A 22,970-nucleotide genomic window follows, 5' to 3' on the forward strand; every position below is an offset into this window, starting at 1 on the left:
GCCGGCCGCCGTGTTCGACTTCCTCGAAGGCTACGACCTCCTGGGCGCCTTCTGGGTGACCGTCCAGCTCACCTTCTGGTCCGCCCTCGGCTCCCTGGTCTGGGGGACGCTGCTCGCCGCCATGCGCGTCGGCCCCGTCCCCCTCATGCGGGGCTTCGGCACCGCCTACGTCACCATCGTCCGCAACATCCCCCTCACCGTCATCATCGTCTTCACCTCCCTCGGCCTCTTCCAGACCCTGGGCATCAGCCTCGGCGCCGACCGCTTCACCACCATCAACTTCCGGCTCGCGGTCCTCGGCCTCACCGCCTACACCAGCGCCTTCGTCTGCGAGGCGCTCCGCTCCGGCATCAACACCGTCCCCCTCGGGCAGGTCGAGGCCGCCCGGGCGATCGGCCTCAGCTTCCCCCAGATCCTCCGGATCATCGTGCTCCCCCAGGCCTTCCGCTCCGTCGTCGGCCCGCTCACCAACGTCCTCATCGCGCTCACCAAGAACACCACCGTCGCCGCCGCGATCGGCGTCGCCGAAGCCGCCCTGCTCATGCGGGAGATGATCGAGAACGAGGCCCAGCTGATCCTCATCTCGGCGATCTTCGCCTTCGGCTTCATCTGCCTCACCCTGCCCACCGGCCTCCTCCTCGGCCGGCTCGCCAAGAAAGTCGCGGTCAAACGGTGAAGCGCGCCGACAGCGGCCGCGCGGCGAAGCGCCGCACCGACCGGGACGAGGGCGCCACCGTCCTCTACGACGTCCCAGGCCCCCGCGCCCGCCGCCGCAACCTCCTGTGGACCGTGCTCTTCCTCGCCGCCCTCGCCGCCGTCGTCTGGTGGGTCATCGCCGGACTCGACGCCAAGGGCCAGCTGGAGGCGGAGAAATGGGAGCCGTTCTTCACCGACGGCCGCGTCTGGGAGACGTATCTGCTGCCCGCCCTGAAGAACACCGTCATCGCCGCCGCACTCGCCATGGTCCTCGCCCTGCCGCTCGGCGCCCTCCTCGGCATCGCCCGCCTCTCCGACCACCGCGCCGTCCGCGCCACCGCCGGCACCGTCGTCGAGTTCTTCCGCGCGATCCCCGTCCTCATCCTGATGCTCTTCGCCAACGCCGCCTACGCCGAGTTCACCGACATCAGCCCCGAGACCCGCCCCCTCTACGCGGTCGTCACCGGCCTCGTCCTCTACAACGCCTCCGTGCTCGCCGAGGTCGTCCGCGCCGGCATCCTCGCCCTCCCCGCCGGCCAGACCGACGCCGCCAAGGCCATCGGCATGCGCAAGGGCCAGACCATGGCGTACGTCCTCCTGCCCCAGTCCGTCACCGCCATGCTGCCCGCCCTCGTCAGCCAGCTCGTCGTCATCGTCAAGGACACCGCCCTCGGCGGCGCCATGCTCGGCTTCGCCGAACTCCTCGCCTCCGTCCGCCCCATGAGCGCCAACTACGGCGCCAACACCATCGCCTGCTTCACCGTCGTCGCCGTCCTCTTCGTCCTCCTCAACGTCGTCCTCACCACCTTCGCCTCCTGGCTGGAACGCCGCCTGCGCCGCGGCAAGCGCTCCACCGGCGCCGTCGTCACCGCCGAAGCCGTCGAGGACCTCGCCACACCCGGAGAACCCCCCGGCCCCAAGCCGTAACGACACCGTCGGCCCCTGGCCACCCGGGTGTGCGATATTCCGCCCGCCACGGCACCGGGGGAGGGGCGGAACGATGACGCACAGGGGCAGCGGAAGCGGAAGCGGCAGAGGCCGCAGGACGACGCGGGGGTGCGCCGCGACCGCGCTCGCCGCGCTGATCGGCCTGACGGCGACCGGCTGCTCGCCGGCGCTGCGGCCGCTCGTCGCGGTGTACGTCGACGAACACGGCACCCCGCAGGCCCTGCTGCGGTCCTGCGAGGACGACGGCACCATCCGGGGGCCCTGGCTCGACATCACCCCCGACCCGCCGGCGAAGGCCACCGCGTCGTCCTCCGCGCGCCCCGCCCCCGAGAACGGCTGGTGGGCCTGGGACACACGCAAGGCCGAGGACATCCCGCTCTTCTCGCCGCCCGCCCACTGGGACGCCGAGACCAGCGGGCCCCTGACCCTCCGGCCCGGCGTCACCTACGAGCTGTCGCTCGGAGACCCCGACGACACCTACGCCTACGCCGCCGAGGTCACCTTCCGCGCCGCCGACCTCACCGCCCTGCCGCCCGGCAGCGTCCTGGCCCTGGACGGGGAGACGACCAGGGAGGAGTTCGAGGACCGGGCCCGCGACGCCTGCTGACCACCGCACGGCGCCCCGCCTCCGTAACGAACCGACGTCGCGGGAGCTTTCGCGCCGGACATGAGGGACACTGCTCCCGTGCGTGGACATCTACCGGACGAGAACCCGGGTTTCACAGGCCGCCGCACGGAACTGACGCGCATCACCGCCGCGTTGGCGGAGCACCGCCTCGTCACCGTGACCGGCGTCGGCGGCGTCGGCAAGACCCGGCTCGCGCTGCGCGCCGCCCACCGCGCGCGCCACCGCCACCCCGACGGCGCCTGGTGGACCGACCTCGGACAGCTCGACGGCGAACGCCTCCTCGTCGCCCTCGTCTCCGACTCCGTCGACCTCGCCGACCACACCCCCGGCACCGACACCGGTGCCCTGCGCCGCCGGCTCGCCGAATCCCGCCTCCTCCTCGTCCTCGACTGCTGCGACCACCTCGCCGACGCCTGCGGCCGGCTCGTCGCCGAACTCCTCGACGCCGCCCCCGGCCTCACCGTCCTCGCCACCTCCCGCCGCCCCCTCGGCGTCCCCGGCGAACACACCGTCCTCCTCGACCCGCTGCCGCCCGCCGGCGACGACGCCCTCGCCCTCCTGCGCACCGCCACCGGCGAAGAGCTCCCCGCCGGACCCGCCGCCGAGATCTGCCTCCGCCTCGAAGGGATACCCCTCGCCCTGGAGCTCGCCGCCGCCCAGATCCGGCTCCAGGGCGCCGAAGCCGTCCGCGACCAGCTCGGCAGCCGCCTCACCGCACCCCCCGAGGCCCGCTTCGACCTCCTCGCCCACCCCGGTCGCGTCTGGCCCGCCCGCCACCGCACCCTGCGCGCCGCCATCGGCTGGAGCCACGAGCTCGCCGACCCCCTCGAACGGCTCCTCTGGGCCCGCCTCTCCGTCTTCCGCGGCCCCTTCGACCTCGCCACCGCCACCGCCGTCTGCACCGGCGGCCCCCTCACCCCCGACACCCTCCCCACCGCCCTCGCGGGCCTCGTCCGCGCCTCCGTCGTCCGCCCCGCCGACAGCGCGGGCCGCCACCGCCTCCTCGACACCATCCGCGAGTACGGCGCCGGCTGGCTCGACCGCCTCGGCGAGACCGGCACCGTCGCCGACCGGCACGCCGCCCACTTCGGCGCCCTCGCCGCCCAGGGCCGCACCGCCTGGCACGGCCCCCGCCAGCTCCACTGGCACCACGCCGTCGACACCCACCACACCGACCTGCGCACCGCCCTCGACCACCTCCTGCGCACCGACCCCGACGCCGCCCTCGACCTCATCGGCTCCGTCGCCTTCGTCTGGTCCTGCCGCGGCCGCCTCCGCGAGGCCCGCGCCGGACTCGAACGGGCCCTCCACGGCAGCGAGGCCCGCGGCCGCGCCCGCACCCGCGCCCTGTGGGCCCTCGGCATCACCCTCGTCCTCCAGGGCGACCTCGGCCCCGCCCAGGAGGCGAGCGAACGCTGCGCCCGCGAAGCCCGCCACACCGAACACCCGCCGGAACGCCCCTGGGCGCCCTCGGAGGCGCCCGGCCCCGGCGAGCTCACCCTCGACGCCGCGGCCCTCGCCGGCCTCCTCGCCCTCACCACCGGCCGCGCCCACGCCGCCCTCGTCGTCGTCGACCACGTCCTCGCCTCGGCGCGCGGCAGCACGGCCGGCTCCGCCGCCACCCTCCGCTGCCGGCTCGTCCGCGTCTTCGCCCTCACCGGCCTCGGCCGCCTCGCCGAGGCCCGCGCCGACGCCCTCGCCCTGCGCGCCCTCTGCGACACCCTCGACGAGCACTGGACCCGCACCGCCCTGGAGTACCAGCTCGCCCTCGCCGGCCTCCTCGAAGGCGACCCGGCCACCGCCGCCGACCACGCCCGCGCCATGCTCGCCGGCACCCGCGCCCTCGGCGCCGGCCTCGGCGTCGCCCTCGGCCTCGACGTCCTCGCCACCGCCCACGCCGCCGCCGGCGACGGCGAACGCGCCGCCGACGTCTCCGGCACCGGCGAGGCCCACTGGCGGGCCACCGGCCAGCCCCGCCGCGGCCTGCCCGGTCTGCGCGCCCTCCACGCCCACTACACGGCGGGCGTCCGCGCCGCCCTCGGCGAACCCGCCTACGAGGAGATCTTCCTCCGCGCCCTCACCGACCTCCCCCAGGCCGGGCTCGACCGCGCCCTCGGCACCGCCTGACCGCCCCGCCGGGCGGACCCGTCCCGCGCGGCGCACCATGAGTCCATGGACCGAACGCCGGGCGCCCTCGGTGCCGTCAGCGGTCCGGCACGCGTCGCCGGACCGGACGAGGGCCTCACCCCGCAGGAGCTGGCCCTCGCCACCCGCAACCACGGACTCCCGCTGGAAGCCCTCCGGTACGACGTCACCCCGCCCGGCCTCCACTACGTCCTCGTCCACTACGACATCCCCGACACCGCCCCCGACGGCTGGCGGCTCACCGTCGGCGGCCGGGTGCTCCGCCCGCTCGACCTGGACCTCGACGCCCTCCGCGCCCGCCCCGCCACCACCCGCCGCGTCACCCTGGAGTGCGCCGGGAACGGCCGCGCCCGGCTCAGCCCCCGGCCCGTCAGCCAGCCCTGGCTCGTCGAGGCCGTCGGCACCGCCGAATGGACCGGCGTCCCCCTCGCCGCCCTCCTCGCCGAGGCCGGCCCCGCCGAGGACGCCGTCGAGGCCGTCTTCACCGGCGCCGACCACGGCGTCGAACGGGGCGTCGAGCAGGACTACCGCCGCTCCCTGCCGCTCGCCACCGCCGCCGACCCCGCCCGGGACGTCCTCGTCGCCTACGCCATGAACGGCGCCCCGCTGCCGCCCCAGCACGGCAGCCCGCTCCGGCTCGTCGTCCCCGGCTGGTACGGCATGGCCCACGTGAAGTGGCTGCGCGACATCACCCTCACCGCCACCCCCTACACCGGCTTCCAGCAGAGCGCCGCCTACCGCCTGCGCCAGGAGCCCGACGAGCCGGGCGAACCCGTCACCCTCATCGCCCCCCGCGCCCTCATGGCCCCGCCCGGCTTCCCCGACTTCCTCTCCCGCACTCGCGTCGTCCGCCCCGGGCCCGTCGCCCTCGCCGGCCGCGCCTGGTCCGGCCACGGCCCCGTCACGCGCGTCCAGGTCAGCGAGGACGGCGGCGCCGCCTGGATCGACGCCGAGGTCGACCACGACCCCGCCCACCCCTGGGCCTGGGCGGCCTGGCACACCACCTGGAACGCCACCCCGGGCCTGCGTCACCTCACCGTCCGCGCCACCGACGCCACCGGCCGCGTCCAGCCCCTCGCCGCCCCCTGGAACCGCGGCGGCTTCGCCAACAACCTCGTCCAGCGCGTCGAGGTGCTCTGCGCCCCGGGCCCCTGACCGGGCCCCCGCTCCGCACCCCGTAAAGTCGGAACCGTCGCCCGCACCCTTCCGACGAGGAGCCCTCCGTGACCGACCCGGCGCCCATCGCCCGCCAGCAGCAGATCGCCCGGGAGCTCCAGGTCCCCGAGGCCTTCGACCCGCTCGCCGAGATCGAGCGCCGGGTGGCCTTCCTCGCCGAGCGCCTCACCACCACCGGACTGCGCTCCCTCGTCCTCGGCATCAGCGGCGGCGTGGACTCCACCACCGCCGGCCGGCTCTGCCAGCTCGCCGTCGAGCGCGCCCGCGCCGCCGGCCACGAGGCGACCTTCTACGCCATGCGCCTGCCGTACGGCGTCCAGGCCGACGAGAAGGACGCCCAGACCGCCCTCGACTTCATCCGCGCCGACCAGGTCCTCACCGTCGACGTCAAGGCGGCCAGCGACGCCGCCCTCGACGCCGCCCGGACCGCCGGCGTCACCTTCCGCGACGCCCACCACGAGGACTTCGTGCACGGCAACATCAAGGCCCGCCAGCGCATGATCGCCCAGTACGCGGTCGCCGGCGCCCAGGACGGCCTGGTCGTCGGCACCGACCACGCCGCCGAGGCCGTCTCCGGCTTCTTCACCAAGTTCGGCGACGGCGCCGCCGACCTCGTCCCGCTCACCGGCCTCACCAAGCGCCGGGTCCGCGCCGTCGCCGCCGAGCTCGGAGCCCCCGCCTCCCTGGTCTGGAAGGTCCCGACCGCCGACCTGGAGACCCTGGACCCGGGCAAGCCCGACGAGGACGCCCTGGGCGTCACGTACGACGACATCGACGACTTCCTGGAGGGCAAGCCGGTCGCCGAGGCCGCCTACGCCTCGATCGTCCGCCGCTACGAGCTCACCGAGCACAAGCGTCAGCTGCCGATCGCGCCCTGAGCGCCCTGAGCGCCCCGGGCGCGCGGAAGGCCCGGGCGGCCCCGCGCGCCCCTCGCCGAACAGGCGGATCCTGGAAGGGTGGGAGCCCCGTCACCCGGGGCCCCGGAAGGGAGCACCATGTTCGGCGAGACGACGGCGTACAGCAGCTTCTCGGTGGACGACCTGGACGCCGCCCGCGGCTTCTACGGGGACCGGCTCGGCCTGACCGTGGAGGAGAGCGGGACCGGGGACATGCGGATGCTGTTCCTGACCCTGCCGGGCGGGGCCCGGGTCTTCGTCTACCCCAAGGAGAACCACACCCCGGCCTCCTTCACCGTCCTCAACTTCGAGGTCGACGACATCGACCGGGCCGTCGACGACCTGGTCTCCCGGGGCGCCACCTTCGAGCGCTACCCGGAGTTCGACGCCGACGGGAAGGGCGTCGTCCGGGGCACGGGCGACGGCGGCCCGGTGGCCATCGCCTGGTTCACCGACCCGGCCGGAAACGTCATCGCGGTGATGCAGACCTCCTGAGGCCCGCCGCGCCGGTCCGTGATCCACTGGGGTGCGTACGGAGCAGGAACACCCCAGGAGCACCGTTGACCACCTACCGTCAGCCCGGCGTCGTCGTCACCGACCACCACTTCCCCGTCCCCCTCGACCACGCCCGCCCCGACGGCGAGCAGATCGAGGTGTACGCCCGCGAGCTCGTCGCCTCGGGACTCGGCGACCGGGACCGCGAGCGGCTCCCCTGGCTGGTCTACCTGGAGGGCGGCCCCGGGTTCGGCGCCCGCCGCTTCATCGGCCGGCAGGCGTGGCTCGGCCGGGCCGTCCGCGACTACCGGGTCCTCCTGCTCGACCAGCGCGGCACCGGCCGCTCCACACCCGCCAACCGCCAGACCCTCCCGCTGCGCGGCGACGCCGCCGCCCAGGCCCGCTACCTCGCGCACTTCCGCGCCGACTCGATCGTCCGGGACTGCGAGCTGATCCGCCGCCGCCTCACCGGCGGCGCCCCCTGGACGGTCCTCGGCCAGAGCTTCGGCGGCTTCTGCGCCGTCCACTACCTCTCCACCGCCCCCGAGGGCCTGGAGCGGGTCCTGATCACCGGCGGCCTGCCGTCCCTCGACGCCACCGCCGACGAGGTCTACGCCGCCGCCTACCCGCGCGTCCGCCGCAAGAACGAGGCGCACTTCGCGCGCTACCCGCGCGACGCCGAGCGCGTCCGCGCCGTCGCCGCCCACCTCCTGGACCACGAGGTCACCCTCCCCGGCGGCGGGCTCCTCACCGTCGAGGCCTTCCAGTCCCTCGGCATCCTCCTCGGCTCCGGCGAGGGCACCCACCAGCTCCACCACCTCCTGGAGGGCGCCTTCGTGCCGACCCCCACCGGGCCCGCCCTCGCCGACGCCTTCCTGGAACAGGTCCAGGCCCACCTCTCGTACGCCGGCCACCCGCTCTACGCCGTCCTCCACGAGGCCATCTACGCCCAGGGCCAGGGCCCCACCGCCTGGGCCGCCGAGCGGGTCCGCGCCGACTTCCCCGAGTTCGACGCCGCCGGCGCCCTCGCCTCCGGCGCGCCCGTCCTGCTCACCGGCGAGACCGTCCACCCCTGGCACTTCACCACCGACCCGGCGCTCCGCCCGCTGCGCGAGACCGCCGAGCTCCTCGCCCGCCGGGACGACTGGACGCCGCTGTACGACCCCGAGCGGCTCGCCGCCAACCGGGTGCCGGTGGCCGCCGCCGTCTACCACGACGACATGTACGTCGACACCGCCCACTCCCTGGAGACCGCCCGGTCGATCCGGGGGCTGCGCACCTGGGTGACCGACGAGTTCGAGCACGACGGCGTCCGCGCCGGCGGCCCGCGCGTCCTCGACCGCCTCCTCGCCCTCTCCCGCGACGAACTCTGACGCCGTGACCGTCCAGGTGCGTGTACCCGTACCCGGACGGGTACGGCGTGCGCGAAAGTCCAAGAGCCGGACCCGATCGCACATGGTCCCGGCCCGTCACGGGCCGCTACAACTCGGTGCATGAGCGCACACGTCACCGCCGAGATCGCCGGCCAGCCCGACTCCTGGCGCCGCGCCGCCGCCCTCGCGGGCCCGCCCGCCGACCGGCTGCCCCGGTCCGGCGAGCGGATCGCCGTCGTCGGCTGCGGCACCTCGTACCTGATCGCCCGCGCCTACGCGGCCCTGCGGGAGTCCCTCGGCGCGGGCGAGACCGACGCCTTCCCCGCCTCCGAGCGGACCCCGCTCGGCCGGGGCTACGACCGGATCGTGGCCCTCACCCGCTCCGGTACGACCACCGAGGTCGTCGACCTCCTCGGCGGTGCGGCGGGCCGGCTGCCGACCCTCGTCCTCACCGGCGTCCCGGACAGCCCCGCCGCCCGCCTCGCCGACCACGTGGTCGACCTCTCCTTCGCCGACGAACGCTCCGTCGTCCAGACCCGGTTCGCGACCACGGCCCTCCAATTCCTGCGCGCCGGGCTCGGGGTGGACCTCGCCCCCTCGATCGTCGACGCCGAGCTCGCCCTCTACGAGCCGCTGCCCGAACACTGGCTGCGACGCGTCCAGTTCACCTTCCTCGGCGCCGGCTGGACCGTCGGCCTCGCCGACGAGGCGGCGCTCAAGCTCCGCGAGGTCGCCCGCGTCTGGACGGAGTCGTACCCGGCGATGGAGTACCGGCACGGCCCGATCAGCATCAGCGACCGGACCAGCCTCGTCTGGTGCCTCGGCCCCGTCCCGGCCGGGCTGCGCGAGGAAGTCGAGTCCACCGGCGCCCTGTTCACCGCCGACGCCGTCGACCCGGTCGCCGCCCTCGTCCGCGCCCAGCGGCTCGCCGTCGCCCTCGCGGCCCGCCGCGGGCTCAACCCCGACCGCCCCCGCCACGTCTCCCGCTCCGTCATCCTCGCCGGAGCGTTCCGCCCGACCGCGGCCGACGCGGCCCGTATCCTGCGGGCATGATCGACACCGAAGCCACCGGCCTGCCGCAGCTGCCGGAACTGCCGGGCGACTGGGCGCGCGCCCTCGCCGTCGTCGCCCACCCCGACGACCTGGAGTACGGCTGCGCGGCGGCCGTGGCGAGCTGGACGGACGCCGGCAAGGAGGTCGTCTACCTGCTGGTCAGCCGGGGCGAGGCCGGCATCGACACGCTCGCCCCGGACGCCTGCGGCCCGCTGCGCGAACGCGAGCAGCGGGCGAGCGCGGCCGTCGTCGGCGTGGAGACCGTCGAGTTCCTCGACCACCGCGACGGCGTCATCGAGTACGGCACGGCGCTGCGCCGCGACATCGCCGCCGCGATCCGCCGCCACCGTCCCGACCTCGTCGTGACGCTCAATCACCGGGACACCTGGGGCGACGGTCCCGGCGCGCCCCGGAACACCCCCGACCACGTGGCCGTGGGCCGCGCCACCCTCGACGCGGCGTCGGACGCGGGCAACCGCTGGATCTTCCCCGAGACGGGCCTGGAGCCCTGGGACGGCGTCCGGCACGTCGCCGTCGCCGCCTCCAGCACTCCGACCCACGCCGTCGACGCGGGCCCCGGCCTGGAACGCGCCGTAGAGTCCCTGCTCTGCCACCGCGCCTACATCGAGGCGCTGACGGACCAGGAACCGGAGGAGTACGTCCGGGAGTTCATGGCGGAGGCCACCTCCCGGGACGCCGCCCGCTTCGGCGGCCGCCCGGCGGTCACCTTCGAGGTCTTCCCCCGCTAGGGGCGTCCTGCCGAGCCAGGGGCCGCCGGTCAGCCCATCGGCGCCGGCTTCAGGACGGCGAACTCGGCGCCGGAGGGGTCGGTGAACCAGGCGAGGCGGCCGACGTCGGGGATGTCGGCGGGCGGGAGCAGCACCGTGCCGCCCGAGACGGTCACCGCGTCCGCGGTCGCGTCGGCGTCCTCGACCGCGAAGTAGGGGATCCAGCGGGTGCGTTCGCCGGAGTCCTGGAGTTCGGCGGTGCCGCCGAAGGAGGCGTCCTGCTGGTCGCCGTCGGCGGTGGAGATCACCCGGTACGTCATGCCGGGCGCGGCCATCTCCGCCCACCGCCACTCGAAGAGCGAGCGGTAGAAGGCGAGCGCGGCCTCCGGGTCGGGCGTGTGGAGCTCCACCCACACCAGCGTGTTGGTGGACGAGGTGCGGTCCAGGCCCTTCACCGAGCCCGGCTGCCAGACGGCGAACTCGGCCCCGGCGGGGTCGGTGAGGGCGGCCATCCGCCCGGCGTCCATCACGTCCATGGCGCGGACGCGGACCCTGCCGCCCTCGGCGGCCGCCACCATCTGCGTCGTGTCCGCGTCCGAGGACTGGAAGTACACGGTCCAGGCGCTGCGGGCCCCCTCCTCGGTGAGCGGTCCGAGGGCGGCGACCGTGGCCCCGTCCTGCTGGAAGAAGCCGTACCCGCCGCCGTCCGGGCCCGCCGAGCGGTACTCCCAGCCGAGCACGCGGGCGTAGAACTCGGCGGCGGCGGTGGTGTCCGGGCTGCCGAGGTCGATCCAGCAGGGGGAGCCGTGGGTGTACCGGGTGTCGAGCATGGGGTGGTGCCGTCCTTCCGTCGTCCTGCCTCCGGGCCGGTTTCCGGCCACCAAGGCCGATCCTGAACTCCTCGCCGGAGCGACGCGACCGCTGCCGGTCCGGTTCATCCGACCGGCGCACCGTCCGGGCCGGGCTCCCCGCTCCGGCCCGGACGACGGGGCACGACCCGGCACCGCTCAGCCGTCGTGCCCGTCGTGCCCGTCGCGTCGGTCCGCCTTCGCCGCCAGGTCGTCCATCAGCAGCTCCCCGTTGATCACCGTGCCGGCCCGGTAGCCGAGGCTCGCCGCGTTGACGACCTGCTCGGCCGGGCCCGTCACGTTCCCCGCCGCCCACACGCCCGGCACGCTCGTCCGGCCGGTCTCGTCCACCTTCACGAAGGAACCGAAGGGCGTCTCGTAGGGCTCCGCGCCGAGCTGCCGCAGCACCCCGTCGCGGGCGACGAGCCGTGTCGCCGCCGCGAAGACGACCTCGCAGCCGACGGTCCGGCCGTCGGCGAGCCGGACCCCGGTCAGCCGGTCGTCCGCCACCGCGAGCCCCTCGACCGTGCCCTCCACGGTCCTGACGCCGGCCGCCGCGAGCAGTCGGGCGTCCTGCTCCGCGAGTGCGGCGCCGTTCAGGAAGAGGGTGACGTCGGGGGACCAGTGCGAGACCATCAGCGCCTGGTGGGCCGGCACGGCCGGGTGCGCGATGACCCCGAAGGGCCGGTCGCGGACCTCCCAGCCGTGGCAGTACGGGCAGTGCAGCACGTCCCGGCCCCACCGCCCGGCCAGGCCCTCGATCTCCGGCAGCTCGTCGACGAGGCCGGTCGCCACGACCAGCCGCCGGGCCGACAGCGCGGTGCCGTCGGCGAGCGTCAGGGCGAATCCGTCACCGTCCCGGACCGCGCCCGTCACCTCCCCGGGCCGGACCTCGACCCCGTACGCGCGCAGTTCCTCGCGGCCGGCCGCGAGGAACTCGGCGGGGTCCATCCCGTCCCGGGACAGATAGCCCTGCAGGTGGGCGCTGGGCGCGTTGCGCGGCTCGCCCGCGTCGACGACCAGGGTGCGGCGCCGCGACCGGCCGAGGATCAGCGCGGCGCTCAGCCCGGCGGCCCCGCCGCCGACCACCACGACCTCGTAGCGGGTGTCATCCATGAGTGCGTTCATGCCGCGAGCGTGACCCGGAAGCCGTGATCACGGCAAGGAAACTTGCCGTTCCTGCAACACTGGACGCATGACCGAAGACGACCGCATCGACGCCGTGCTCACCGAGGTCGGCCCCCGGCTGCGCCGGGTCCGCCGCGACCGGGGGGTGACCCTGGCCGAGCTCTCCGCCGCCACCGGGATCTCCGTCTCGACCCTCTCCCGCCTGGAGTCCGGGCAGCGCAAGCCCAGCCTCGAACTGCTCCTGCCGCTCGCCCGCGCCCACCAGGTCCCGCTCGACGAGCTGGTCGGCGCCCCGCCGGTGGGCGATCCCCGGGTGCGGGCCCGCCCGATCGTCCGGCACGGCCGCACCATGTACCCGCTCACCCGCCAGCCCGGGGGCCTCCAGGCGTACAAGGTGGTCCAGGAGAAGGCCTCGGAGCAGCCGGACCCGCGGGTCCACGAGGGGTACGAGTGGCTGTACGTGCTCTCCGGGCGGCTCCGGCTCGTCCTGGGGGAGCACGACGTGGTGCTGACCGCGGGCGAGGCCGCCGAGTTCGACACCCGGGTGCCGCACTGGTTCGGCCCGACCGCCGACGGGCCGGTGGAGTTCCTCAGCCTGTACGGGCCGCAGGGCGAGCGGATGCACGTGAGGGCGCGGCCCAAGAAGTCCGGCTGAGCTGTTCCACTGGAGGCAAGCGACCGCTTAGTATGCAGCCGACCGCTCGGTACGGACGGAGGCTCGACGGATGCAGGCATGGCGAGTGCACGAGAACGGCGAACCCGGCGCGGTGATGCGCCGCGAGGAGGTGGACGTCCCCGAGCCCGGCCCCGGCCAGGTCCTCCTCAAGGTCCGCGCCGCCAACGTCAACTTCCCCGACGCGCTCCTCTGCCGCGGCCACTACCAGGTCCGCCCGCCGCTGCCCTTCACCCCCGGCGTCGAGCTCTGCGGCGAGACCCGGGACGGGCGCCGGGTCATCGCCACCGCCGCGCTCCCGCACGGCGGCTTCGCCGACCACGCCCTCGCGGACGCGGCCACCCTCCTCCCGGCCCCCGACGCCCTCGACGACGCCGAGGCCGCCGCCCTCCACATCGGCTACCAGACCGGCTGGTTCGGCCTCCACCGCCGCGCCGCCCTCCAGGCGGGCGAGACCCTCCTCGTGCACGCCGCGGCCGGCGGTGTCGGCAGCGCCGCCGTCCAGCTCGGCAAGGCCGCCGGCGCCACCGTCATCGGCGTGGTCGGCGGCCCCGCCAAGGCCGCCGTCGCCCGCGCCCTCGGCTGCGACGTCGTGATCGACCGCCGCGCCGAGGACGTCGTCGCCGCCGTCAAGGCCGCCACCGGCGGCCGCGGCGCCGACGTGATCTACGACCCCGTCGGCGGCGACGCCTACCAGCAGTCCGCCAAATGCGTCGCCTTCGAGGGCCGGATCGTCGTCGTCGGCTTCGCGAGCGGCACCATCCCCGCCCCCGCCCTCAACCACGCCCTGGTGAAGAACTACTCGATCCTGGGCCTCCACTGGGGCCTCTACGCCCGCCTCGACCCGGCCGCCGTGCTCCAGTGCCACGACACCCTCACCGCCCTCGCCGCCAAGGGGACCGTCACCCCTCTCGTCGCCGAGCGCGTCCCCTTCGCCGATGCCGCCGACGCCGTCCAGCGCGTCGCCGACGGCACCACCACCGGCCGCCTGGTCGTCCTCCCGGAAGGAGCCCGCGCATGACCGACGCCGCCGAACTCAAGGCGCGCACCGAGGCGTTGCTCGCCGAGCACCCGCCCGCCGAAACCGACCGGCTCGACTTCCTCCGGGCCCGCTTCGACGCCGGCCTCGCCTGGGTCCACTACCCCGTCGGCCTCGGCGGACTCGACGCCCCCCGCTCCCTCCAGGCCGTCGTCGACGCCGGACTCGCCGCCGCAGGCGCCCCCGACAACGACCCCCGCCGCATCGGAATCGGCCTCGGCATGGCCGCCCCCACCCTCCTCGCGTACGGCTCCGACGAGGTCAAGTCCCGCTTCCTCAGGCCCCTGTGGACCGGCGAGGAGGTCTGGTGCCAGCTCTTCAGCGAGCCCGGCGCCGGCTCCGACCTCGCCGCCCTCGGCACCCGCGCCGTCCGCGACGGCGAGGACTGGGTGGTCGACGGCCAGAAGGTGTGGACCTCCAGCGCCCACACCGCCCGCTGGGCCATCCTCATCGCCCGCACCGACCCCGACCTCCCCAAGCACCGCGGCATCACCTACTTCGTCTGCGACATGACCGACCCCGGCGTCGAGGTCAGGCCGCTGCGCCAGATCACCGGCGAGGCCGAGTTCAACGAGGTCTTCCTCACCGGCGTCCGCATCCCCGACGCCCACCGCCTCGGCGAGGCCGGCGACGGCTGGCGGGTCGCCCAGACCACCCTCATGAACGAACGGGTCTCCATCGGCGGCGCCCGCATCCCCCGCGAGGGCGGCATGATCGGCAAGGCCGCCGCCGTCTGGCGCGACCGCCCCGACCTGCGCACCCACGCCCTCCACCGCCGGCTCCTCGACCTCTGGGTCGACGCCGAGGTCGCCCGCCTCACCGGCGAGCGGCTGCGCCAGCAGCTCGTCGCCGGCCAGCCCGGCCCCGAGGGCAGCGCCATGAAGCTCGGCTTCGCCCGCCTCAACCAGGCCATCAGCGGCCTGGAGGTCGAACTCCTCGCCGACGAGGGGCTGCTGTACGGGGACTGGACGATGGTCCGGCCCGACCTGGTCGACTTCACCGGCCGCGACGCGGGCTACCGCTACCTCCGCTCCAAAGGCAACTCGATCGAGGGCGGAACGACCGAGGTGCTCCTCAACATCGTCGCCGAACGCGTCCTCGGCCTGCCGCCAGAGCCCCGCAACGACAAGGACGTCCCCTGGAAGGACCTCGCCCGATGACCCGACAGCCGGATCTCCTCTACTCCGACACCGAGGACGACCTGCGGGCCGCCGTCCGCTCCCTGCTCGCCGACCGGGCGGACACCCGGACCGTCCTCGACCGCGTCGAGGAGCCGAGCCCGTACCTCCCCGGCCTGTGGGAGGCCCTCGCCGGCGGCATCGGCGCCGCCGGACTCCTCGTGCCCGAGAAGCTCGGCGGCCAGGGCGCGAGCCACCGCGAGGCCGCCGTCGTCCTGGAGGAGCTCGGCCGGGCCGTCACCCCGGCCCCGTACCTCACCGGCTCGGTGGTGGCGACCGAGACGCTGCTCGCCCTCGCCGCCGACAGCGGCCCGGCGGCCGAGCTGCTCGCCGCACTGGCGAGCGGCGAACGCGTCGCCGTCCTCGCGCTGCCGTTCTCCACCGCGCCGCGGAAGACGATCGCCCCCGAACGCCGCGTGCCCGCCGTCGCGGACGCCCTCGCGGCCGACGTCCTCCTCGTCCCGCGCCCCGACGGCCTGTACGCCGTCGAGGCGACGGACGCCGTGGTCACCCCCCAGTCCTCGCTCGACCTGACCCGGCCGCTCGCCGTCGTCGACACCCGCGACTCCGGGGGCGTGCGCCTCGCGGAGAGCGGGGCCGGGCGCGCCGCCGTCCGCCGGGGACTCCTCGCCGGCGCCGGCCTTCTCGCCTCCGAACAGCTGGGCCTCGCCGAGTGGTGCCTGGAGGAGACCGTCCGCCACACCAAGGAGCGGTACCAGTTCAACCGGCCGATCGGCTCCTTCCAAGCGCTCAAGCACCGCATGGCCCACCTCTGGCTGGACCTCGTCGGCGCCCGGGCGGCGGCCCGCGCCGCCGCCGACGCCCTCGCCACCGGCGCCCCCGACACCGAACTGACGGTGGCCGTGGCCCAGGCGTACTGCTCCGGCGTCGCCGTCCGCGCCGCCGAGGAGTGCGTCCAGCTGCACGGCGGCATCGGCATGACCTGGGAGCACCCGGCCCACCTGGCGCTCAAGCGCGCCAAGGCCGACCAGCTCGCCCTCGGCTCCGCCGGCCACCACCAGGACGCGATCGCCGACCTGGCGGACCTCCCCGCCCCGGCCTGACCCGCCGCCGCGCGCGGCCGGGGACCCCAGGGCCCCCGGCCGCCGCGCCTCACCCGACCGCGCCCGCCCCGCGGCGCGCGTAACAGAACAGGTGCTCCTCGGGCTCGCCGCCCGGCACCTCGGGCGTGAAGACCGACAGCTCGTGGTGGAGCACCTCCAGACCGCACTCCTCGCGCAGCAGTGCCAGGTACGCCTCGGCCGAGAAGCTGGAGACCCGCGCCCGCCGCCCCATCCAGGTGATCTCCAGGCCCTCGACGTCCGCCGGGACCGTCGCCGACACCAGCAGCCCGCCCGGCACCAGCCACGAGGCCATCCGGCGCACCGCCAGGACCTGGTCCTTCCGGTCCATCATCAGCAGCGGGAAGAAGGCGCACACGGCGTCGTACCCCTCCTGAGGAGGCGTGTGGTCCCGGACGTCGGCCTGCTCGAACCGCGCCCCCGGCACCTGCTCCCGCGCCAGCCCGACCATCGTCCGCGAGACGTCGATCCCGGTCACCCGGTGCCCCGCTCCGGCGAGCAGCGCGGCGACCGGCCGTCCCGTACCGCTGCCGACGTCGAGGACCCGGGATCCGGCGGGGAGCCGCCCGGCCAGCCACTCGACCGCCGCGAGCTGCGCGGGCAGCCGCCCGAACGTCCGTTCGTAGTCGAGCCCCACCCCGTCGAACAGCTCGGCCGCCCCGAGGACGCCCTCCGCCCCGCCGCGATCCGCCGCCCCGTCCCCATGCCCGTCGCTCATCGTCTGCTCCCGGTGTCGTCGATGTCCGGGGCGGCCTACCCCACCAGGGGTCCCGTGGCACCCATGAGGTTTAATTGCGAATTGCTCGCAATAACAGTTGATCTTCAAAAAGGGGTGTGGGCACGATGGCCGCCCGAACCGTCCGCCGCGCGACCGCCGCGACCGTCACCGGGGCCCTCGCCCTGGCCACCGCGGCCTGCACGAACCCCGGCGCAGACACCGCAGGCCCCGCAGGACCCAAGGACTCCGCCGTCGTCGGCATCGCCTACGAGCCCGACACCCTCAGCCCCCTCCTCGGCTACGGCAAGGACGGCAACTCCAAGATCTTCGACGGCCTCCTCGCCTTCGACGCCGACATGAAGCTCAAGCCGGCCCTCGCCCGCGCGCTCCCGCACATCAGCGACGGCGGCCGCACGTACACCTACACCCTCCGCGACGACGTCACCTTCAGCGACGGGGCGCCCTTCACCGCCAAGGACGTCGTCTTCACCTACCGGACGATCCTCGACCCGAAGACCAACAACCCCTCCCGCACCGAACTCGACGCCCTCGACAGCGTCGAGGCCGTCGGCGACGACACCGTGGTCTTCCGCCTCAAGTACCCCTACGCGCCCTTCGCCGAGCGCACCGTCCACGCGATCGCCCCCGAACACGTCGCCGCCAAGCAGGACGTCAACACCGGCGCCTTCACCACCCACCCCATAGGCACCGGCCCCTACGTCCTCACCGGCTGGTCCAAGGGCGAGAAGCTCTCCTTCAAGGCCAACCCCACGTACTGGAACGGCGCCCCCGCGGTGAAGAAGTTCACCATGGCGATCATCAAGGACGACGACGTCCGCGCCACCCGCCTGCGCGCCGGCGACCTCGACGGCGCCATCCTCCCGCCCAACCTCGCCGCCGGCTTCGCCGACGACAAGGCCAAGCGGACCTACACGGCCAAGACCTACGACTACCGCACGGTCACCCTCCCCACCCACAACCCCGTCGCCGGCGACACCGCCGTCCGCCGCGCCCTCGACATCGCCGTCGACCGCCGGACCATGGTCGACAAGATCCTCGAAGGCGCCGGCAAGCCCGCCTACGGCCCCGTCCCCACCGACAGCCCCTGGTTCGCCCAGGGCACCGAACGCCGCCACGACCTCGCCGGCGCCCAGAAGATCCTCGACGAGGCCGGCTGGAAGCCCGGCACCGACGGCGTCCGCGCCAAGAACGGCGTCCGCGCCTCCTTCCCCCTCTGGTACCTCTCCGGCGACAAGCTCCGCCAGGACCACGCCCTCGCCTACGCCTCCGACGCCCGCAAGGCCGGCATCGAGATCAAGACCCAGGCCGGCACCTGGGAGGTCATCGAACCCCGCATGAAGACCGACGCCGTCCTCGCCGGCGGCGGCGCCCCCGGCGACCCCGACTTCGACCAGTACCTCTTGCTCAAGTCCACCCTCGCCGGCGACGGCTTCAACAACATGGCCTGGTACGACAACAAGACGGTCGACCGCGCCCTGGAGGACGGCCGCCGCACCGACGACAAGGGCCGGCGGAAGGCCGCGTACGACACCGTCCAGCGCGAACTCGCCAAGAACCCCGGCTACACCTTCCTCACCCACATCGACCACCTCTACGTCGTGAACGACGCCTGGGACGGCCTCGGCACCCAGGTCGAACCGCACGACCACGGCCTCGCCGCCGGCCCCTGGTGGAACATCGAGAGCTGGAAGCCCAAGAAGAACACCGGAGACACCGAGAAGTGAGCCGCCGCCTCCCCTGGGGGGCCATGGCCCGCATGACGGGACGGCGCGCCCTCGCCGCCGTCCCCGTCCTCCTCGGCGTCACCCTCGCCGTCTTCGCGGTCGCCGAAGCCTCCCCCTTCGACCCCGTCAAGGCCTACGCCGGCACCGCCGGCCTCACCGCCTCACAGGACAACCTCGACCAGCTCCGCCACAACCTCGGCGTCGACCAGCCCCTCCTCACCCGCTGGTGGGAATGGGTCACCTCGGCCGTCACCGGCGACCTCGGCGACTCCTCCGTCATGCGCCGCCCCGTCGCCGACGTCATCACCGAACGCCTCGGCTGGTCCGTCCTCCTCGCCGCCACCGCCTTCGCCGTGGCCATCGCGCTCGGCACCCTCCTCGGCGTCCTCGCCGGACGCCGCCGCGGCGGCCTCCTCGACCGGACCGTCAGCGCCCTCGCGTACACCCTGGAAGCCGCCCCCGCCTTCTGGCTCGGCCTCCTCGCCATCTGGTTCTTCTCCCTCGAACTCGGCGTCCTGCCCGCCGGCGGCCTCACCGACACCGCCAGCGACACCGTCACCCCCGACCAGGTCGCCCGCCACCTCGTCCTCCCCGCCCTCGTCCTCGGCGTCACCCAGCTGCCCTGGTTCTTCCTCTACGTCCGCCAGGGCGTAGGCGACGCCCTCGACGAGGACCCCGTCCGCGGCGCCCGCGCCCGCGGCCTCGCCGAACGCACCGTCCTCACCGGCCACGCCCTGCGCTCCGGCATGCTCCCGATGCTCACCCTCATCGGCTCCCGCGTCCCCGAGATCATCACCGGAGCCCTCCTCGTGGAGACCGTCTTCAGCTGGCCCGGCATCGCCGCCGCCACCGTCCAGGCCGCCACCGCCGTCGACTTCCCGCTGCTCGCCGCACTCACCGTGCTCGCCACCGCGGCCGTCCTCCTCGGCAACCTCCTCTCCGACCTCCTGTACGGCCTCGCCGACCCGAGGGTGGGCTTCGATGGCTGACCCCCGCACCCACCGCCTCCGCCTCTGGGCCTCCGCGACCGTCGTCGGCGCCGTCGCCCTCGCCGTCCTCCTCGTCCCCCCGCTCGTCCATCTCGACGAACAGGCCGTCGACCTCTCCCAGAAGCTCCTCCCGCCCTCCTGGGACCACCCCTTCGGCACCGACGACGTCGGCCGCGACCTCCTTCTCCGCTGCGTCTACGGCCTGCGGATCTCCCTCCTCGTCGGCCTCGTCGCCGCCCTCGTCGCCACCGTCCTCGGCACCGCCGTCGGCGCCGCGGCCGGCGCCCTCGGCGGCTGGACCGACCGCACCCTCATGCGCCTCGTCGACGCCTTCTCCTCCGTGCCGCACCTGCTCCTCGGCATCTTCGTCGTCGCCCTCTTCCGCCCCGGCGTCTGGCCCGTCATCGCCTCCGTCGCGGTCACCCACTGGCTCTCCACCGCCCGCATCGTCCGCTCCGAGGTCCTCTCCCTGCGGACCCGCCCCCACATCGAGGCCGCCATCTCCGGCGGCGCCTCCCGCCGCCGCGTCGCCACCCGCCACCTGCTCCCCGCGGTCCTCCCGCAGGCCGGCCTCGCCGCCGTCCTGATGGTCCCGCACGCCATGTGGCACGAGTCCGCCCTCTCCTTCCTCGGACTCGGCCTCCCCAGCCACCAGGCCAGCCTCGGCAACCTCGTCCAGTCCGCCCGCTCCTCCCTCCTCGCCGGCGACTGGTGGCCCACCCTCTTCCCCGGCCTCTTCCTCATCGTCCCCACCCTCGCCATCGCCGGCCTCGCCGGCGTCTGGCGCGACCGCCTCAACCCCCGCCGCCGATCGGAGCTCATGCTGTGAACGCCCGCGTCGCGCGCGCCCTCGACGCCGTCACCGCCGAACGCGCCGAGGACGCCCTCCTCAGCGTCCGCGGCCTCACCGTCCGCTTCCGCCTGCGCGGCGGCCGCACGGTCGCCGCCGTCACCGACGCCGACTTCGACCTGGCACCGGGGGAGTGCCTCGCCCTCGTCGGCGAATCCGGCTGCGGCAAGTCCGTCCTCGCCTCCGCCCTCCTCGGCCTCCTCCCCGCCAACGCCGAGACCAGCGGTACGGCCCTGATCGCCGGCACCGACCTCCTCACCGCCGACGAGAAGACCCTCGCCCGCTCCGTACGCGGCCGGCGCGTCGGCCTCGTCCCCCAGAGCCCCGCCGCCCACCTCACCCCGGTCCGCACCGTACGGGCGCACCTGGAGGAGACCGTCCGGGCCCTCACCGACACCCCGCGCTCCGGCCGCCGCAAAGCCGCCGAGGACGCCGCCGAGCGAGCCGCCTTCCCCGCCACCCACCTCGACTCCTACCCCCACGAGCTCTCCGGCGGCCTCGCCCAGCGCGCCGCCACCGCCCTCGCCCTCATCGGCGACGCCCCCCTCCTCCTCGCCGACGAACCCACCACCGGCCTCGACCGCGACCTCGTCGAACGCACCGCCGACGAACTCCGCCGCCACGCCGACGACGGCCGAGGCCTCCTCCTCATCACCCACGACCTCACCGCCGCCGCCCGCATCGCCGACCGCGTCGCCGTCATGTACGCGGGCCGGATCGTCGAGCTCGCCCCCGCCCACCGCTTCTTCGGCACCACCGGCCCCGACCACCCCTACGCCCGCGGCCTCCTCGACGCCCTCCCCGACCGCGCCTTCACCCCCATCCCCGGCATGCCCCCGGAACTCTCCGACCTCCCCGAAGGCTGCGCCTTCGCCCCGCGCTGCCCGCGCGCCACCGACCTCTGCGCCACCGTCCCGGCCCTCGGCGCCGGCGTGGCCTGCCACCACCCGGAGCGCCCCCGTGCTTGAACTCGACTCCGTCACCGCCGGATACGAGCCCCGCAGGCCGGTCTTCCGCGACGCCTCCCTCACCGTCGCCCCCGGCGAGTCCGTCGGCCTCCTCGGCCCCAGCGGCTGCGGCAAGTCCACCCTCGCCCGCGTCGCCGCCCTCCTCCACCGCCCCGACGCCGGCCGCCTCGTCCTCGACGGCACCGAGGTCACCGCCTGGCGCCACCGCGCCCCCCGCGAGCAGCGCACGGCCGTCGGCGTCGTCTTCCAGCAGCCCCGCACCGCCGCCGACCCCCGGCTCACCCTCGCCGACCTCATCGCCGAACCCCTGCGCGCCACCGGCCGCAAGGCCGAGGCCGCCGACCGCGTCGCCGAGCTCGCCCCCGCCGTCGGCCTCACCCCCGAACTCCTCACCCGCCGCCCCCACGCCGTCAGCGACGGCCAGCTCCAGCGCGCCTGCCTCGCCCGCGCGCTGACCCTGCGCCCCCGCTGGCTGGTCTGCGACGAGATGACCGCCATGCTCGACGCCTCCACCACGGCCGCCCTCGTCGCCGCCGTCGAGACCTACCGCGAACAGACCGGCGCCGGCCTCCTCGCCGTCGGCCACGACCGCGTCCTCCTGAACCGCTGGTGCGACCGGACGGTCGAGTGGCAGGACTGCCTGCCCCGCCCCCGTGCATGATCCTTTCGCCTGTCACCCGAATGGCCGCCCCGTCGTTCCCCCGGACGGATCGCCCATTCCGCCACACTGTCCGCCGAACGCCGCAATTCCGGTGCGGCAGAAGAAGGACGTGAGAGCGATGGCCGTTTCCGTTTCCGTCGTGGTGCTGCTCCTCGTACTGGCCGTGATCTTCATGCGCAGCGGAGGCCTCAAGGTCACCCACGCCGTCGTCTGCGCCCTGCTCGGCTTCTTCCTGGCCGGCACGAGCATGGCCCCCACCATCCAGAACGGCGTGGCCGCCACCGCCGAGGTCGTGTCCAGCCTCCGCCCGTGATCACCCGGAGGTGTCGCCCCACCTGCGCGGTTGACACTGGTCCGCCCGATCCGTAATGTTCTCCGAGCTGTCCGACGTGAGTACCGACTCCGGTCGGCCCCGGACAGTCATTCCGCAGGAACCAGCGAGCCTTACGACCGGTCATTCGTCGCGTCGTTCTGCTTTCCGTTCGTTTTTGCGAAATGAGGATTCGAAACCCCCGATTCGCGTCGGGGGCGGGGAATCCGCTAAAGTCTCACTCGTCGGAACGGCCCAACGGCCGGAAAGGCAATCCCGCTGACTGGGAATCAGACGCCGAAAGGATCTGATAGAGTCGGAAACGAAGGAAGCGCCCGGAGGGCCTGGAAACAGGAACGAAGGAAGCGTCCGCACCTTGAGAACTCAACAGCGTGCCAAAAATCAACGCCAGATTAGTTGATACCCCGTCCAGCCGGTTTCGGTTGGTCGAGGTTCCTTTGAAACAAAACACAGCGAGGACGCTGTGGACGGTCGGTCACATTCCGACTTGACCGTCCCGCTCAACGCGAGTGTCGAACCGGATATCCGGTACACATTCACGGAGAGTTTGATCCTGGCTCAGGACGAACGCTGGCGGCGTGCTTAACACATGCAAGTCGAACGATGAAGCCCTTCGGGGTGG

At 74.5% G+C, this 22,970-nt stretch carries 23 protein-coding genes and 1 rRNA gene; 21 read left to right on the forward strand and 3 right to left on the reverse strand.

Annotation, left to right across the window (positions count from 1 at the left end; genetic code table 11):
• Positions 1-10: 10 nt before the first annotated feature.
• From ABZ621_RS31215 to ABZ621_RS31260, 10 genes are all read left to right on the forward strand, one after another.
• Positions 11-676, forward strand: coding sequence for an ABC transporter permease subunit (locus ABZ621_RS31215; protein ID WP_169091264.1), 666 nt, complete (start codon positions 11-13; stop codon positions 674-676).
• Complete coding sequence (locus ABZ621_RS31220) at positions 673-1,623, forward strand: ABC transporter permease subunit (RefSeq protein ID WP_360609796.1); 951 nt, start codon at positions 673-675, stop codon at positions 1,621-1,623. The genes ABZ621_RS31215 and ABZ621_RS31220 overlap by 4 nt, the downstream gene beginning before the upstream one ends.
• A gap of 73 nt (positions 1,624-1,696) precedes the next feature.
• Positions 1,697-2,251 carry a hypothetical protein gene (locus tag ABZ621_RS31225; protein WP_360609797.1) on the forward strand — a complete coding sequence of 185 codons (555 nt, stop codon included), beginning with the start codon at positions 1,697-1,699 and terminating at the stop codon, positions 2,249-2,251.
• A 78-nt stretch (positions 2,252-2,329) separates the two neighbouring features.
• Positions 2,330-4,399, forward strand: coding sequence for a regulator (locus tag ABZ621_RS31230; protein WP_360609798.1), 2,070 nt, complete (start codon positions 2,330-2,332; stop codon positions 4,397-4,399).
• A gap of 45 nt (positions 4,400-4,444) precedes the next feature.
• Positions 4,445-5,572: a sulfite oxidase gene (locus ABZ621_RS31235; protein WP_360609799.1), complete on the forward strand. Its 1,128-nt coding sequence runs from the start codon at positions 4,445-4,447 to the stop codon at positions 5,570-5,572.
• Positions 5,573-5,640: 68 nt separating this feature from the next.
• Positions 5,641-6,471, forward strand: coding sequence for an ammonia-dependent NAD(+) synthetase (gene nadE / locus ABZ621_RS31240; protein ID WP_360609800.1), 831 nt, complete (start codon positions 5,641-5,643; stop codon positions 6,469-6,471).
• A gap of 117 nt (positions 6,472-6,588) precedes the next feature.
• On the forward strand, positions 6,589-6,984 hold the full coding sequence (locus tag ABZ621_RS31245; RefSeq protein WP_360609801.1) for a VOC family protein: 396 nt from the start codon (positions 6,589-6,591) through the stop codon (positions 6,982-6,984).
• Between the two features lie 65 nt (positions 6,985-7,049).
• On the forward strand, positions 7,050-8,357 hold the full coding sequence (locus ABZ621_RS31250; protein WP_360609802.1) for an alpha/beta fold hydrolase: 1,308 nt from the start codon (positions 7,050-7,052) through the stop codon (positions 8,355-8,357).
• Positions 8,358-8,477: 120 nt separating this feature from the next.
• Positions 8,478-9,410, forward strand: a complete 933-nt coding sequence (locus tag ABZ621_RS31255) for an SIS domain-containing protein (protein WP_360609803.1) — start codon at positions 8,478-8,480, stop codon at positions 9,408-9,410.
• Positions 9,407-10,159: a PIG-L deacetylase family protein gene (locus tag ABZ621_RS31260; protein ID WP_360609804.1), complete on the forward strand. Its 753-nt coding sequence runs from the start codon at positions 9,407-9,409 to the stop codon at positions 10,157-10,159. Before ABZ621_RS31255 ends, ABZ621_RS31260 begins: the two co-directional genes overlap by 4 nt.
• Positions 10,160-10,188: 29 nt before the next feature.
• Here ABZ621_RS31260 and ABZ621_RS31265 read toward each other — a convergent pair whose 3' ends face one another.
• Both ABZ621_RS31265 and ABZ621_RS31270 read right to left on the reverse strand, forming a co-directional pair.
• Positions 10,189-10,968: a VOC family protein gene (locus tag ABZ621_RS31265; RefSeq protein ID WP_360609805.1), complete on the reverse strand. Its 780-nt coding sequence runs from the start codon at positions 10,966-10,968 to the stop codon at positions 10,189-10,191.
• Between the two features lie 177 nt (positions 10,969-11,145).
• Complete coding sequence (locus ABZ621_RS31270) at positions 11,146-12,114, reverse strand: NAD(P)/FAD-dependent oxidoreductase (RefSeq protein ID WP_360609806.1); 969 nt, start codon at positions 12,112-12,114, stop codon at positions 11,146-11,148.
• 67 nt (positions 12,115-12,181) lie between these two features.
• Here ABZ621_RS31270 and ABZ621_RS31275 point away from each other — a divergent pair, with 67 nt between their 5' ends.
• The 4 genes from ABZ621_RS31275 to ABZ621_RS31290 all read left to right on the forward strand — a co-directional run bounded on the left by ABZ621_RS31275 (position 12,182) and on the right by ABZ621_RS31290 (position 16,068).
• Entirely contained in the window at positions 12,182-12,769 is a 588-nt protein-coding gene (locus ABZ621_RS31275; RefSeq protein WP_189954202.1) for an XRE family transcriptional regulator, read from the forward strand.
• Between the two features lie 70 nt (positions 12,770-12,839).
• Positions 12,840-13,808 (forward strand): NADPH:quinone oxidoreductase family protein, encoded by a 969-nt coding sequence (locus ABZ621_RS31280; protein WP_360609807.1) that lies wholly within the window; start codon positions 12,840-12,842, stop codon positions 13,806-13,808.
• On the forward strand, positions 13,805-14,986 hold the full coding sequence (locus tag ABZ621_RS31285; protein WP_360609808.1) for an acyl-CoA dehydrogenase family protein: 1,182 nt from the start codon (positions 13,805-13,807) through the stop codon (positions 14,984-14,986). Before ABZ621_RS31280 ends, ABZ621_RS31285 begins: the two co-directional genes overlap by 4 nt.
• A complete protein-coding gene (locus ABZ621_RS31290) occupies positions 14,983-16,068 on the forward strand; it encodes an acyl-CoA dehydrogenase family protein (RefSeq protein WP_360609809.1) in 1,086 nt (361 codons plus the stop codon). Before ABZ621_RS31285 ends, ABZ621_RS31290 begins: the two co-directional genes overlap by 4 nt.
• A 49-nt stretch (positions 16,069-16,117) precedes the next feature.
• Here ABZ621_RS31290 and ABZ621_RS31295 read toward each other — a convergent pair whose 3' ends face one another.
• A complete protein-coding gene (locus ABZ621_RS31295; protein WP_360609810.1) occupies positions 16,118-16,804 on the reverse strand; it encodes a methyltransferase domain-containing protein in 687 nt (228 codons plus the stop codon).
• 125 nt (positions 16,805-16,929) lie between these two features.
• On the opposite strand from ABZ621_RS31295, the gene ABZ621_RS31300 reads away from it, so the two are divergent.
• The 7 genes from ABZ621_RS31300 to ABZ621_RS31330 all read left to right on the forward strand — a co-directional run.
• The gene (locus tag ABZ621_RS31300) at positions 16,930-18,549 is read left to right on the forward strand and encodes an ABC transporter substrate-binding protein (RefSeq protein ID WP_360609811.1); all 1,620 of its coding nucleotides are present in this window, start codon (positions 16,930-16,932) and stop codon (positions 18,547-18,549) included.
• Positions 18,546-19,538: an ABC transporter permease gene (locus ABZ621_RS31305; RefSeq protein ID WP_360609812.1), complete on the forward strand. Its 993-nt coding sequence runs from the start codon at positions 18,546-18,548 to the stop codon at positions 19,536-19,538. The genes ABZ621_RS31300 and ABZ621_RS31305 overlap by 4 nt, the downstream gene beginning before the upstream one ends.
• Positions 19,531-20,367: an ABC transporter permease gene (locus ABZ621_RS31310; protein ID WP_360609813.1), complete on the forward strand. Its 837-nt coding sequence runs from the start codon at positions 19,531-19,533 to the stop codon at positions 20,365-20,367. Before ABZ621_RS31305 ends, ABZ621_RS31310 begins: the two co-directional genes overlap by 8 nt.
• Positions 20,364-21,356 carry an ABC transporter ATP-binding protein gene (locus tag ABZ621_RS31315; RefSeq protein ID WP_360609814.1) on the forward strand — a complete coding sequence of 331 codons (993 nt, stop codon included), beginning with the start codon at positions 20,364-20,366 and terminating at the stop codon, positions 21,354-21,356. The genes ABZ621_RS31310 and ABZ621_RS31315 overlap by 4 nt, the downstream gene beginning before the upstream one ends.
• Positions 21,349-22,017 carry an ATP-binding cassette domain-containing protein gene (locus ABZ621_RS31320; protein WP_360609815.1) on the forward strand — a complete coding sequence of 223 codons (669 nt, stop codon included), beginning with the start codon at positions 21,349-21,351 and terminating at the stop codon, positions 22,015-22,017. Before ABZ621_RS31315 ends, ABZ621_RS31320 begins: the two co-directional genes overlap by 8 nt.
• Before the next feature lie 118 nt (positions 22,018-22,135).
• The gene (locus tag ABZ621_RS31325) at positions 22,136-22,330 is read left to right on the forward strand and encodes a hypothetical protein (protein ID WP_360609816.1); all 195 of its coding nucleotides are present in this window, start codon (positions 22,136-22,138) and stop codon (positions 22,328-22,330) included.
• A gap of 553 nt (positions 22,331-22,883) precedes the next feature.
• Positions 22,884-22,970: ribosomal RNA gene (locus ABZ621_RS31330) — 16S ribosomal RNA — on the forward strand; the annotation flags it as partial.

It is taken from the genome of Streptomyces sp. NPDC007863, assembly GCF_040633895.1.
Taxonomy (GTDB): domain Bacteria; phylum Actinomycetota; class Actinomycetes; order Streptomycetales; family Streptomycetaceae; genus Streptomyces.